At 66.3% G+C, this 13,312-nt stretch carries 13 protein-coding genes and 1 pseudogene; 7 read left to right on the top strand and 7 right to left on the bottom strand.

Annotated features, from left to right (window positions below; genetic code table 11):
* Positions 1 to 10 precede the first annotated feature (10 nt).
* The 3 genes from AC1RNP_RS00825 (at position 11) to AC1RNP_RS00815 (ending at position 4,133) form a co-directional block, all read left to right on the top strand.
* A complete protein-coding gene (locus AC1RNP_RS00825) occupies positions 11 to 1,858 on the top strand; it encodes a M48 family metallopeptidase (RefSeq protein WP_493049315.1) in 1,848 nt (615 codons plus the stop codon).
* Positions 1,859 to 1,943: 85 nt separating this feature from the next.
* Positions 1,944 to 3,833, top strand: coding sequence for an arginine decarboxylase (gene speA, locus AC1RNP_RS00820; protein WP_493049314.1), 1,890 nt, complete (start codon positions 1,944 to 1,946; stop codon positions 3,831 to 3,833).
* 45 nt (positions 3,834 to 3,878) lie between these two features.
* The gene (locus tag AC1RNP_RS00815; protein WP_493049313.1) at positions 3,879 to 4,133 is read left to right on the top strand and encodes a YciI family protein; all 255 of its coding nucleotides are present in this window, start codon (positions 3,879 to 3,881) and stop codon (positions 4,131 to 4,133) included.
* Positions 4,134 to 4,154: 21 nt separating this feature from the next.
* Here AC1RNP_RS00815 and AC1RNP_RS00810 read toward each other — a convergent pair whose 3' ends face one another.
* From AC1RNP_RS00810 to argS, 6 genes are all read right to left on the bottom strand, one after another.
* On the bottom strand, positions 4,155 to 4,571 hold the full coding sequence (locus AC1RNP_RS00810) for a DUF6869 domain-containing protein (protein ID WP_493049312.1): 417 nt from the start codon (positions 4,569 to 4,571) through the stop codon (positions 4,155 to 4,157).
* A gap of 13 nt (positions 4,572 to 4,584) precedes the next feature.
* Entirely contained in the window at positions 4,585 to 5,334 is a 750-nt protein-coding gene (locus AC1RNP_RS00805; protein ID WP_493049311.1) for an SDR family NAD(P)-dependent oxidoreductase, read from the bottom strand.
* Between the two features lie 68 nt (positions 5,335 to 5,402).
* Positions 5,403 to 5,954, bottom strand: coding sequence for a methyltransferase family protein (locus AC1RNP_RS00800; protein WP_493049310.1), 552 nt, complete (start codon positions 5,952 to 5,954; stop codon positions 5,403 to 5,405).
* A 203-nt stretch (positions 5,955 to 6,157) separates the two neighbouring features.
* Positions 6,158 to 6,538 (bottom strand): hypothetical protein, encoded by a 381-nt coding sequence (locus AC1RNP_RS00795; RefSeq protein WP_493049309.1) that lies wholly within the window; start codon positions 6,536 to 6,538, stop codon positions 6,158 to 6,160.
* A 133-nt stretch (positions 6,539 to 6,671) separates the two neighbouring features.
* Positions 6,672 to 7,505: an SPOR domain-containing protein gene (locus AC1RNP_RS00790; RefSeq protein WP_493049308.1), complete on the bottom strand. Its 834-nt coding sequence runs from the start codon at positions 7,503 to 7,505 to the stop codon at positions 6,672 to 6,674.
* 20 nt (positions 7,506 to 7,525) lie between these two features.
* The gene (gene argS / locus AC1RNP_RS00785; RefSeq protein WP_493049307.1) at positions 7,526 to 9,229 is read right to left on the bottom strand and encodes an arginine--tRNA ligase; all 1,704 of its coding nucleotides are present in this window, start codon (positions 9,227 to 9,229) and stop codon (positions 7,526 to 7,528) included.
* Between the two features lie 173 nt (positions 9,230 to 9,402).
* On the opposite strand from argS, the gene AC1RNP_RS00780 reads away from it, so the two are divergent.
* Positions 9,403 to 10,029 (top strand): SLOG cluster 4 domain-containing protein, encoded by a 627-nt coding sequence (locus AC1RNP_RS00780; protein ID WP_493049306.1) that lies wholly within the window; start codon positions 9,403 to 9,405, stop codon positions 10,027 to 10,029.
* An 83-nt stretch (positions 10,030 to 10,112) separates the two neighbouring features.
* A complete protein-coding gene (locus AC1RNP_RS00775; RefSeq protein WP_493049305.1) occupies positions 10,113 to 10,436 on the top strand; it encodes a putative signal transducing protein in 324 nt (107 codons plus the stop codon).
* 42 nt (positions 10,437 to 10,478) lie between these two features.
* Here AC1RNP_RS00775 and radC read toward each other — a convergent pair whose 3' ends face one another.
* Complete coding sequence (radC, locus tag AC1RNP_RS00770) at positions 10,479 to 11,153, bottom strand: RadC family protein (RefSeq protein ID WP_493049304.1); 675 nt, start codon at positions 11,151 to 11,153, stop codon at positions 10,479 to 10,481.
* Positions 11,154 to 11,515: 362 nt separating this feature from the next.
* Here radC and coaBC point away from each other — a divergent pair.
* Positions 11,516 to 12,708 (top strand): annotated as a pseudogene (gene coaBC, locus AC1RNP_RS00765) (bifunctional phosphopantothenoylcysteine decarboxylase/phosphopantothenate--cysteine ligase CoaBC).
* A gap of 102 nt (positions 12,709 to 12,810) precedes the next feature.
* Positions 12,811 to 13,266: a dUTP diphosphatase gene (gene dut / locus AC1RNP_RS00760; RefSeq protein ID WP_493049303.1), complete on the top strand. Its 456-nt coding sequence runs from the start codon at positions 12,811 to 12,813 to the stop codon at positions 13,264 to 13,266.
* Positions 13,267 to 13,312 lie beyond the last annotated feature (46 nt).

Genomic DNA, 13,312 nt, shown 5'->3' with positions numbered 1-13,312 from the left:
GGAACAGGCAATGGCATCTGCCGAGGTTTATCGGGAGCTGATCGAGCGGCTGGAGATCGAGGCGCGGGAGTCGCCGGGGCGCTACAAGGCCAAGGTCGCGTTGTTCGCGGCGCTCGGCTTCCTGGTGCTCGGCGGGGCGCTGCTGCTGTCACTGGGGTTGTCGGTGGGGCTGGTGATCGGGCTGGTCCTGATCAGTCCGTGGCTGCTGCTCAAGCTGGCCAAGCTGATCTGGATTCCGATCGCCTTCGGCTGGCTGATGCTGCGGGCGCTGTGGGTCAAGTTCCCGCCGCCGGAGGGCTACCGGCTGGCCGATGGGGAGGCGCCCGTGCTGTGCGCCGAGATCGAACGGCTGCGCGAGGCGGCCGGCGCGCCGAGGCTCGACGGCATCTATATCGATCCCGATCTCAATGCCGCCGCGGCGACGGTGCCGCGCCTGCTCGGTCTGTTTGGCCACCGCCATTACCTGCTGCTGGGGTTGCCGTTGATGCAGTTGCTGGATCGCGAGCAGTTCGCCGGCGTGGTCGCGCACGAATTCGGCCATTTCGGCGGCGGCCACGGTCGCTTCAGTGGCTGGATCTACCACGTGCGGCTGAGCTGGTACCGCCTGCTGGAGGCGCTGACGGCGCAACGCTCCTGGACTAGCGGCCTGTTCGTGCGTTTCTTCAACTGGTACGCGCCGTATTTCAATGCGTACAGCTTCGTGATGGCGCGTGGCAACGAGTATCAGGCCGATGCGGTCGCCGCGCGCATCACCAGCCCGCAGACGATCGGGCACGCTCTGATCCGCACCAATCTGGGCAGCGAGCGGCTGTCCCGGGATTTCTGGCCCGGTGTGCAGAATGCGCTGAAATCGCAGCCACAGCCGCCGGCGCTGCTGTTCCGGGAGATGGCCAGCAACCTGCGCCAGCCGGCGGCCGAGGACGAGCTGCGCCTGCAGCGCGCGCTCGGGCAGAAGCCGGATTTCGACGATACCCATCCGACGCTGGCGCAGCGTCTGGCGGCGCTGGGTGTCGACGCCGGCGCGGTGGCGCCGCCGACGGTTTCCGCCGCCGAGGCGCTGCTGGGCGATCTGTTGCCGAAGCTGGAGCAGCGCTTCAGCGAAGAATGGCGCGGCAGCGTCGAATCGGCGTGGCAGGAGCAGCATCAGCAGGCGCAGGCCGATGCCGAGCGCCTGGCGGTGCTGCAAGGGCAGGCGTCGCACACGCCCGAAGAGGCCGTGGAACTCGCGCGCCTCACCGAGGATCTGCATCCGGACGCCGATGTCCTGCCGCTGTATCAGGATGCGGTGACGCGCGCGCCCGAGAGCGCGGTCGCCCAGTTCCGACTCGGCGCGCTGCTGCTCGATCGCGAGGACGCAGGCGGCGTCGCGCATCTGCGCAAGGCGATGGCGCTGGATGCCGAAGCGACAGAAATGGTGCTGCACCAGCTTGGCCAGTACTACTACACCGTTGGCGACGAGGACGGTCGCCTGGGCGTGATCGCGGAACTCGAAGCGCTGTACGCGCGGCGCAACCAGGCCGCGTACCAGCGCGGAGAAATCAGCGGCCGTGATCGTTTTGAAGCGCATGGCCTGGGCGAGGAGGATCTCCGGAAAGCGCGCGCGGTCTTCGAGGGGGTCGGCAAGATTCGCCGCGCCTGGATCGTGCGCAAGCACATCGACGATCCGGAAGGACCGCCGCATTTCGTCGTGCTGCTGCAATGGCGCTGGCTGAGATGGATGACCAGCGAACAGGCCGTGCTGGATCGCGTGGCCGAGGCATTGGAGCTGCCTGGCAGCCTCATCGTCCTCAGCACCGGCAGCCATCGCAGCACCACCAAGCGCGTGCGGCGGACCGGGGCTCCCGTCTACGGCGGCTGAGGCCGCCGAAGTCACAGGAGCGCCGTCCGCGAACGGTAGAATGCGGGCTTTCTCCCCCGCCGGAACACCCGATGGAAGCCCGCCCATGACCGCCTGGTCCGCCGACCAAGCCCGCAAGACCTATTCGATCCCGCACTGGTCGGAAGGTTATTTCGACGTCGACGCCAGCGGCCGCATCGTGGCGCGACCCGGTGGCGAGCAGGGACCGACAATCGCGCTGCCGGAAGTGATCGACGCGGCGCTGGCCGCCGGCGCCAACATGCCGCTGCTCGTGCGCTTCCCCGACATCCTCGGCGACCGCCTGCGCAAGCTGCAGGCGGCCTTCGCGCAGGCGCAAGCCGAGTGGGATTACAAGGGCGGCTACACCGCCGTCTATCCGATCAAGGTGAATCAGCACCAGGGCGTCGCCGGCACGCTGGCCTCGCATCACGGCGAGGGCTTTGGCCTGGAGGCCGGCAGCAAGCCGGAACTGATGGCGGTGCTGGCGCTGTCGCGTCCGGGCGGGCTGATCGTCTGCAACGGCTACAAGGACCGCGAATACATCCGCCTGGCGCTGATTGGGCGCAAGCTCGGCCTGCAGACCTTCATCGTCGTCGAGAAGCCCTCCGAACTGCCGCTGGTGATGGAAGAGGCCAAGGCGCTCGGCGTGAAACCGGGTCTGGGCGTGCGCATGCGCCTGGCTTCGCTCGGTGCCGGCAAATGGCAGAACAGCGGTGGCGACAAGGCCAAGTTCGGGCTGTCGCCGCGGCAGGTGCTGGACCTTTGGAAATCGCTTCGCGATACCGGCATGACCGACTGCCTCGGCCTGCTGCATTTCCACATGGGCTCGCAGATCTCCAACGTGCGCGACATCGCCAACGGCATGCGCGAGGCGACGCGGTATTTCGTCGAGCTGTCGCGGTTGGGCGCGAAGATCAGCCATGTCGACGTTGGCGGCGGCCTCGGCATCGATTACGAGGGCACGCGCTCGCGCAGCTTCTGCTCGGTCAACTACGGCGTGCAGCAGTACGCTTCCAGCATCGTGCAGCCGCTGGCCGATGCCTGCGAGGCGCATGGCCTCACGCCGCCGCGCATCGTCACCGAGTGCGGCCGCGCGATGACCGCGCATCATGCCGTGCTGGTCGCCAACGTGTCCGAAGTGGAAACCGCGCCGGAAGGCCGTGTGCCCGACGCACACGACGACGAACCGGCGGTGATCCGCCATCTGCGCGAGATCCACGCCGAGCTGGAATCGCGGCCGGCGGTGGAATTGTTCCAGGAAGCGCAGCATTTCCACGCCGAAGGGCTGGCGCTGTACTCGCTTGGGCAGATCGATCTCGTGCACCGCGCGCGCATCGACGATCTGTTCTACGCCATCGCGCATGCGGTGAAGTCGCGCCTGACCTACGACGAAAAGAGCCATCGCCCGTTGCTGGATGAGTTGAACGAGCGCCTCGTCGACAAGTATTTCGTCAACTTCAGCGTATTCGAATCGATGCCGGACGTGTGGGCGATCGATCAGGTATTCCCGATCACGCCGATCGAGCGCTTGAACGAAGCGCCGACGCGACGTGGCGTGATCGCCGATCTCACCTGCGATTCCGACGGCAAGATCGACACCTATGTCGAGAACGAGGACCTCGATACCTCGCTGCCGCTGCATGCGCTGCGCCATGGCGAGAGCTATCGGCTCGGCTTCTTCCTGGTTGGCGCCTATCAGGAAATCCTCGGTGACATCCACAACCTGTTTGGCGACACCGATGCCATCGAAGTGCGCGTGCAGGGCGACAGCTATACGATCGCGCAGCAGCGCAAGGGCGATACCACCGACGTGATGCTCGACTACGTCGGCTACAAGCTCGATGTACTGCGGCAGGCTTATCGCGACAAGGTCGCGGCGGCGAAACTGCCGGAAGAAGAAGCCGAACGCTTGAATGCGGCGCTGGAAGCCGGGTTGACTGGTTACACCTATCTCGATGACGCGCCGATCGCCTGATCGGCGCGATCGTTCTTTCGCCGTATTTCAGTTTCCGGAGACGGGATGAACCGCTATCTGGTCCTCGCGATGCGCAAGCCGGGCTTCGATGCCGCGGTCGTGAAGCCGCATCACGCGTTCCTGGATCGTTTGCGCGAACAGGGACAGCTCGAACTGACGGGTCCTTTCACCGACGGCAGCGGCGGTGCCTATCTGCTGCGCGCCGAAAGCCTGGAAGCCGCGCTCGCCATCGTGCATGCCGATCCGCTCCATGTCACCGGTTCGTCGGAGCTGACGGTGCGGGAGTGGAGCGCGAAGTAGAAACACTTAAAAACTTCCCCCTCAGGGATCGGTTGGGCTGCCGTCCCAGCCCCTACGATCCCAGACTGCTTGCACCCGACGCCAGATGTCGTCGCTCATCAAGAACTGCCAAACACCACCGAGAAGCCACGCGAACTTAGGGTCTGATGATGCTCGGGCTTCCACGCGTTCTATGAATGCTTCGCCATGGTGGGAAAGAAAATCTTCCAGTGGGCCGGCCGCAAGTACGCCCCAAATAGGTTCTGCTCGAGGGTTGGCGAGGATGGAAAGAATAGTGTCCCACGCTCGTTCAGGGGCGTCTTCAATCAGCCAGTCGAGTTCGGCATATGCAGCACCAAAAGGGTTTTCGTTCAATCCGTCTGAATGCTCTCGCTGCCAGATCGCCATGGAAATCCAATCTTCGACAAGATTTGGAAATGGCGGCGGCGGATTGCCCATATCGAGTTGGACACTAATTGCGGTGAATCTGGAATCCGGCGAACGACTGGCTCACCGGCATCACTTCCAGCCGATTGATGTTCAGGTGCGGCGGCAGATTCGCCACCCACCAGATCGCATCGGCGATGTCGGTGCCGGTGATCGGAGACGCGCCTTCATAGAGTTTGTCGGACGCCGCCGCATCACCGCTGGTACGCACCAGGGTGAATTCGGTCTGCGACAGCCCCGGTTCGATCGAGGTGACGCGCACGCCGGTGCCGTGCAGGTCGCTGCGCAGGCCGAGCGAGAACTGGGTGACAAAGGCCTTGGTGCCGCCGTAGACGTTGCCGCCGGTGTAGGGATAGGTGCCGGCGATGGAACTGATGTTGACGATGGCGCCCTTGCGTTCAATCAGCCTGGGCAGCAGCGCATGCGTGAGCGTGGCGAGGGCGGTGACGTTGGTGTCGATCATCTGCCGCCACTGTTCCAGGCTCGCGTGCTGCGCCGGCGCGGTGCCGAGGGCGAGGCCGGCGTTGTTGACGAGCACGTCGATGTCGCGGAATTCGGGCGGGATGCTGTCGAGCGCGGCGCGCAGCGCATCGGCATCGCGTATGTCGAAGGTGAGCGCGTGCACGCGTTCGGCGCCGTGGCGTTCGACCAGTGCTTGCAGGCGATCGGCACGACGGCCTGTGGTGACCACGCGCCAGCCGCCCTCGACGAAGCGATCGACAGTGGCGGCGCCGAAGCCGGAAGTACCGCCGGTGATGAGAATGATTTTGGACATGCCAGGATTCTAAGCCCTCTCCATGAAAGGGAGGAGAAAGCATCAGGCATCGCGCATGCGCGATGCACTCACCAAAGAAATGGGATCAGCCGCTTGGTCGCGAGCGCGTATGCGGGATAGGCATCGGGAAACGCTTCGGCCAGTACGTGCTCCTCGACACGGATGCGACGGATGAACACCGCCGTCACCGGAACGACGATGACCAGCAGCGAGAGCCAGCTGCCCAGAGCAATGCCGAACCCGTAGAAGGTGAGCAGGGAGCCGGTGTAGGAAGGATGGCGCAGCCACCGGTAGGGACCGTTGCGGATGAGGGTCTGCCCCGGATGGATGGCGACATCGATGGTGAAGAATTCGGCCAGTGTGCGCACCGCCCAATCGCGCAGGGCCATGCCGGCGAACATCAATGCGCAGCCGGTCCAGAGCAGTGGCGCGGACGCGGAGGCGGGGAAGCGCCCGTCCGGCCATAACGCCAGCCAGACGGCGGCGACCAGGCAGGGGAAGAAGACGATCCGCAACAGAAACAGCGTTCCGGCATCGAGGCTCCGATCGGCGGCGCGCTTGCGGTTGATCCACCATTCGTGGGCTCCCCACAACAGACACAGGATGAGCAGAAGCACCATCTGTCGGTTCACCCTCGGGTGGGAACGCTGGAAGCATACCTGTCAGGTCGCGGGTTTCGTCTATAGCCGGCGTTGCCGCTGCGATCGGCCGCGCGCCTGCGACCGATCCACCATTCGCCGCACAGCCAGATCACGCACAGGGCGGGCGGCGGCAAAGGCATCTTCCGTCCACACGCGGCCGGAAGGCCCACAGCTTCCGCGCGTCAGGCAGCCGGTTTTGTCTTTTTCGCCGCGGCGGATTTGGTCGGGGCTTTCGCCGCCGGCGTGTCGTTGCTCCTGGCCGTCGCGGTCGGCTTGCGCTTGCGTCCGGTCGCGGCCTTGCCATTGGTGCGGCTCTTGGCGGCGCGGTGCTTCTTGAGCATGTCCTCGGCCAGTACCACGTCCTCGGACAGGATGCCGGCGGCCTTGGCGACGGCGATGCGCGCCTCGGCCTTGTTCTCGTCCGGATTGGCTTGCAGCAATTCGCGGATGACCTCGCGCAGTGCTTCCTCGGCGTTGTGTTTCAGGCGCAGGTTGTCGCCTTGCTTGAACAGGCCAAGCAGTACATCGACCACGGGTTTGATGAGTGCGGCTTCGATGACCATCGTCGTTCCCTCCCAGTGGCCGACAGGATGCCGGAAGGGTTTCTCAGGGATCGCGACCCCATCCGAGGCGGGCGAATCCCGCGACTTCGCAATGCGTCGCGAACGGCGAGACGACCCCGCCGTTGGAGATGGCTTATTTCGCCTTGACCGCCATCGCGGGCAGGCCGCCGTTGCCGAGCTTGCGCTTGGCCTCGGCCAGTTCGGTGGCGGTGCCGTATGGCCCCATGCGCACGCGGTAGACCGTCTTGCCGCCGATGCTGGCTGATTCGACACGGGCGTTGAGGCCGAGCATGGCGATGCGGGCCTTCAAGGTTTCGGCATCGCCGGAGGCGCCGAAGGCGCCGGCTTGCAGGATGTAGCGCGCCTGGGTATCCGCTGCGGCGACCTGCGGTGCGGGCGTCGCGACGGGTGCGGTATTCGCGGGTGTGGTTGCGGGCGCCGTTGTTGCCGGTGCCGGTGTCTGCTCGGGGATCTGCGCGGGCAGGGTATTGGCGGCGGCGGTCTGTTGCGGTTGCTGCTGTTGTTGTTTCTGCTGTTGTTGTTGCTGTTGCGTGAGTTTGCGCTGACGCTCCTCCTCCGCGCGCTCGCTGGCGGCGAGCTCGGCATCGGACATCGCCACTTCCTGGCCGGGCAGCAGCGTGTAGAAATCGTACTGCTGCTTGTCGTCCTTCTCGCCCTGCGCCGGCTTGGCATCGGTCGCGGCGTGCGCGGCGGCGCCGGTGTTCGGGGCATCCGATTCCTGCACCACGCTGTCTTCGCCAGCGGACGACACAGCGGCCGGCTGCGCATCGGGATTGGGCTTGGGACGGATGAAACCGTCGCCGCCGTCGGATTTGAGCCACTTCGGCGCCATCAGGATCACGATCAGCGTCAGCACGATGCCGAGCACCAGCCAGGCCCAGCCGGGCAGGCCGCCGCTGTTGCCGGTGTTGCGTCGTGCTTGGGATTTGCCTCGTCTTGCCGCCATCAGAACTCAATCTCGGTTGGTTACATGCTGTCCGGTGCGTTCACACCGACCAGTCCCAGGCCATTGGCCAGCACCTGGCGGACCGCCAGGGCCAGGGCCAGCCGGCCGTTGCGCACGCTGGCATCGTCGACCAGGAACTGGTGGTCGTTGTAATACGACTGGAACGCCTGCGCCAGTTCGTGCAGGTAGGTCGTGATCAGGTGCGGTTCCAGTTGCTCGCCGGCCGCCGCGACAACTTCCGGCCAGCGCGAGAGGTCGATCAGCAGGTCGCGCGTGGCAACGTTGTCGAGGTCGAGCGGCTGCGCCAGCCCGTTTTCGAGATCGAAATCGAGCTTGCGTTCGTTCAGCTGGCGCAGCAGGCCGCAGATGCGGGCGTGCGAGAGCTGGACGTAGTAGACCGGATTGTCGAGTGATTGCGAGCGCGCCAGGTCGATGTCGAACACCAGCTGCGAGTCGGGCTTGCGCGCGATCAGGAACCAGCGCACGGCATCGCGTCCCGCTTCTTCGATCAGATCGCGCAGCGTGAGATAGCCACCGGCGCGTTTGCCGAGCTTCACTTCCTCGCCACCGCGCATCACCGTGACCATCTGGTGCAGCACGTATTCCGGGTAGCCGGCGGGAATGCCGGTATCGAGCGCCTGCAGCCCGGCCTTCACCCGCATCAGCGAGCCGTGGTGATCGGCGCCGAGTTCGGTGATCGCGCGCTCATAGCCGCGCTGCCACTTGCTGCGGTGGTAGGCCACGTCCGGCACGAAGTAGGTGTAGGTGCCGTCGGACTTGCGCATCACGCGGTCCTTGTCGTCACCGAAGTCGGTGCTGCGCAACCACAGTGCGCCGCCTTCCTCGTAGGTGTGGCCGTGGGCGATCAGCTCGCGCACGGTCTCCTCGACCTTGCCGTCGGCGTAGAGCGAGGATTCGAGGAAGTACACGTCGAACGACACGCCGAAGGCGGCCAGATCGCCGTTCTGCTCGCGCCGCAGATAGGCGACGGCGAAGCGGCGGATGGCGTCGAAGTCCTCGACGTCGCCGGCGCCGACGATGGTGTGGCCTTCTATTTCGACGGCGGCACCGGCGAGATAGGCGTTGGCGACATCCTGGATGTAGTCGCCGCGATAGCCGTCCTCGGGCCAGCCGGCGTCATCGGGCTTGAGGCCGCGCGCGCGCGCCTGCACCGACTTGGCGAGGTTTTCGATCTGCACGCCGGCGTCGTTGTAGTAGAACTCGCGCTTGACGTCCCAGCCGTTGGCCTCGAGCGCGAGCGCGATGCAGTCGCCGATCACCGCGGCGCGGCCGTGGCCGACGTGCAGCGGGCCGGTCGGGTTCGCCGAGACGTACTCGACGCCGGCGGTGCGGCCGCTGCCGCTGTCGTTGCGGCCGAACGCGGCGCCCTGGGTGTGCACTTCGCGCAGCTGGTGCTGCCAGGCGCTCGGCGCGAGGCGGAAATTCAGGAACCCGGGGCCGGCGATGTCGACGCCGGCGATGTCCTCGTCCTTCGGCAGCGCCTCGACCAGCAATTGCGCCAGCGCGCGCGGATTGCTGCGTGCCCCGCCTTGACCAGCGTGCTTGGCCAGCAGCATGGCGGCATTGGTGGAGAAATCGCCGTGGCTACGATCCTTCGGACGCTCGACCACGAAATCGGGCGTCGCCAGATCGGCGGGCAGGGCGCCATTGGCGCGTAGGGCATCGATGCCCTGGGCGATCAGGGCGCGGAGTCGGGATTTCACGGCCGGGTGTGGAAACTGCGGGAAGTGCGAATTCTAACCGAGGGGCCGGTGATTGTTGCCTGTAGGGCGAAGCGGGGCATTTTCGATGCTCGGGAGTTTCGCGGTTGGTCGCAGGGCACGTCATCGCGGCGATAGGCGGATCGCAAGGTGAAATTGCGAGCTGGGAGGACGAGATGAAACTGGCGCCTCCGAGTTCTTCATCCACCGGACGTGTTCCAGTGTTTCGTCCACTTCCACATACTGTTCATGTCAAACGCCGAGCCGCACGAGAACGATTACAGATGACCACCCCGATTCGCCGCCCCCAGATCTGCGTGCTCGGCAGCGCGGAACCAGGCTCTCCTGCCTACGAATTGGCCAGCGCGGCCGGAGCACTCCTGGCCAAGCTCGGCATCACGGTCGTCAGCGGCTGCGGAAGCCCCGCGACCCGGGTCGCGGCCGAAAGCGCGATCCGCGAAGGCGGTCTGGTGGTGAGCATCATTCCACCGGATCAGATGCCGCCGGCGGACTGGCCCGCCACGGTCGTCATTCCCTGCGGCATGGGCGATGCGCGCAATCTGCTGATGGCGCTGTCCGGAGATGCGTGCATCGTCATCGGCGGGCGCGCCGGCACGATTTCCGAGGTGTGCCTGGCCTGGTTGCACAAGCGGCCTTTGTTGCCGCTGGTCGGTTGTGGTGGCTGGTCCGATGATTTGCCGGCGAATCCTCCGGATGAAAGGCAGAATTCGCCCATTCTTCCGTGGGGGTCGATCGAGCAATTGGAGACGCAGCTTCGCGGTTTGGGCTTGGTTCAAGCGTAGCGATGGATTGCTGCGACTATTAGAAGGAAGGCGTAACTTTTCGCTTCAACAAGCCAACAATTTGGTTTGTGCCAGGGAATTGCATGAAGCTTCTGAGTTCATCGAATAGTCTTGCCTTCGTTCATTCTCTTCGAATCGCCTTGGACGGCGAAGGGATCGAGACTTACTGCACGGACGCCGACACCACGCTATCCAGCATCGCGGGGCCCATGACGGGGAGCGCCGCCAGGATCTACGTGCTCCATGAGGAAGACTGGGATCGCGCGGTTGAGCTCATGCGTGAGCTATCCGGGCCCACCAAGACACAGGCAGTGGAGGCGCCCAAAAGAGCTGCGCTTCCCGTTTGGTTCTGGATCGCAGCTTCTGCCGTGTTTGTGGCTTTCTTGGTGGGCGTGCTGAGCAACTAGGGCCAGTCCCTGCAATCCCAGGCAGGCCAGAAACGAGGGCAGCTACACCCAACCGCGCGCCGCCATCGACGTCGGCGTCCCGTCACCGACGACGAAATGGTCGAGCAACCGTACATCCACCAGCGCCAGCGCCTGCTTCAGCCGTGAAGTGACGCTGCGATCGGCGGCGCTCGGTTCGGCGCTGCCGCTGGGATGGTTGTGGCCGACGATCACGGCCGCGGCGTTGTGGGCGAGCGCGCGCCGGGTGACTTCGCGCGGATGGACTTCGGCGCCGTCGACGGTGCCGTGGAACAGCTCCTCGAACGCCAGGGCGCGATGCTTGGTGTCGAGGAACAGGGCGGCGAAGGTCTCGCGCGAACGGCCGCGCAGGCGCTGGGCGAAGTAGCGGCCAGCGGCGAGCGGGTCGGTCAGCGAGGCGCCGCGTTCGAGATTGGCGGCGAGGTGGCGGTTGCACATCTCCAGCACGGCGGCGAGCTTGCAGGCGCGTGCGGGACCGAGCCCCGGCAGCTTGGCGAGTTCGGCCGGGCTGCGTTCGAGCAGGCCGCGCAGCGGGCCGTGCTCGGCGAGCAGGCGGCGGGCCGTGGCGACGGCGTCGTAGCCGCGCAGGCCCGAGCCGAGGAAGATCGCCAGCAGTTCGGCGTCCGAAAGCGTGGCGACGCCGCGCTCGATCAGTTTCTCGCGGGGACGTTCGTGGGCGGGCCAGTCGCGGATGAGCATGAGTGTGGGCCGTGTGCTAGCGGACGCTTTCAGGGCGTCTGCTTCGGCTCCGAACGTCCCGCCAGGGATGGCCGGGCAGGATGATCCGGAGCACCGGAAAAAGTTGCGCCAGGGACGGCAAAGCAGTCCATCCAATGCCGTCCAGGGCGTGTGGATGACCGACGGCGACCGGATTTGGAGACATGACCAGGGGAATGGGGTGTTCTCCGCACCGGCCGCCGCCGGTTGCAAGCATTGGACCGCATCGCCGGGGCTGGCGCCGTCGGCCGTCGACCCGGCATCGGGTAAGCTGTGACCCCGATTCGCTGTAGGGAAATTCCGATCCCGTGACCGCCGCCAATGCCAATCTCGGGGGGCGCCGCATCCTGCTGGGGGTCAGCGGCGGTATCGCCGCGTACAAGGCCGCGGAGCTGGTGCGTCGATTACGCGATGCCGGCGCCGAGGTGCGTGTGGCGATGACCGAAGGCGCGCAGCATTTCGTCGGCGCGGTCACCTTCCAGGCGCTCTCCGGCCAGCCGGTGCGCACCTCGCTGTGGGATGCCGAGGCCGAGGCGGCGATGGGGCATCTGGAGCTGGCGCGCTGGGCCGATCACGTACTGATCGCGCCGGCCACCGCCGACACGCTGGCCAAGCTGGCGCACGGCTTCGCCGACGATCTGCTGACCACGCTGTGCCTGGCGACGACCGCGCCGCTGACCGTGGCGCCGGCCATGAACCATCGCATGTGGCTGCATCCGGCCACCCAGGCGAACATGGCGCTGCTGCGCGAGCGCGGCGTGAAAGTGATCGGCCCCGACGACGGCCCGCTCGCCGAAGGCGAATCCGGCCCCGGCCGGCTGGCCGAGCCGGCGGCGATCGTCGCGGCACTGGCGACGTGGGCATGACGGCGCAGGCGGTGGCATCCGCCGCCGGGCTGCGCATCGTGGTGAGCGCCGGCCCGACGTTCGAGGACATCGATCCGGTCCGCTTCATCGGCAACCGCAGCAGCGGCAAGATGGGGTTCGCCGTGGCCGAGGCCGCGGTGCGGCATGGCGCCGAGGTCCTCCTCGTGGCCGGCCCCGTGGCCCTGGCGACGCCGGAGGGCGTGACGCGCATCGACGTGCGATCGGCGGCGCAGATGCACGACGCGGTGCTCGCGCAGTTGCCGGCGGATGTCTACATCGGCGCGGCGGCGGTGGCCGATTTCACGCCGCAGCGGGTTGCCGGCAGCAAGATCAAGAAACAAGCGGGACAGGAAGGCCTGACGCTGGAACTGGTGCGCACGCCGGACATCCTCGCCGACGTCGCCAGCCACGCGCAGCGGCCGCGCCTGGTGGTCGGCTTCGCCGCCGAGACCGACGATGTGGCGCACTACGCCCGCGACAAGCTGACGCGCAAACGGCTCGACCTGATCGCGGCCAATCGCGTCGGCGTGGCCGGCAGCGGCTTCGAGAGCGACGACAATGCGCTCACCGTGTACTGGCCGGGCGGCGAACGCGCGCTCGGTCCGGCGCCGAAGACGGCGCTGGCGGACCAACTGCTCGATCTGATCCTGGAGCGGCTGCCGGCTGCTTGATGCGAGCGCGAGGCGCCGATCTCCCGTCGTGCCCGCTGTCCCGTCACGCGCGGAATGACGCCTCCCGAAGACAATCCTTTCCCCTCGATCCTTTCCTTCGCGATGCATACCCTTCAAGTCCGAGTTCTCGATTCCCGTTTCGGCGATGCCTGGCCGCTGCCGGCCTATGCCACTGAAGCCAGCGCCGGCCTTGATCTGCGCGCGGCGCTCGAACAGGCGCTGGTCCTGCAACCGGGCGATGCGGCGCTGGTGCCGTCCGGACTTGCGATCCACATCGCCGATCCGGGCCTGTGCGCGGTGGTGCTGCCGCGCTCGGGACTCGGACACAAGCACGGCATCGTGCTCGGCAACGGCACAGGCCTGATCGACGCCGATTACCAGGGGCCGTTGATGATCAGTGTCTGGAATCGCTCCCGCGAGGCGTTCACGATCGAACCGGGTGATCGAATTGCGCAGTTGGTCCTGTTACCGATCGTGCGCGCCGCGCTGCAGGTGGTGGATACTTTCGCCGACAGCGCGCGTGGAGCAGGGGGCTTCGGCCATACCGGGGTGCGCTGACGGGATCGGCCGCGCTCTGGCCGTCGCTCGTCGGCGACGGCCGTCA

The organism is Luteimonas sp. GW821-FHT14E02, assembly GCF_058803905.1.
The sequence above is the reverse complement of the archived record's forward strand: the minus strand, read 5'-3'. Positions and strand labels throughout refer to the sequence as shown.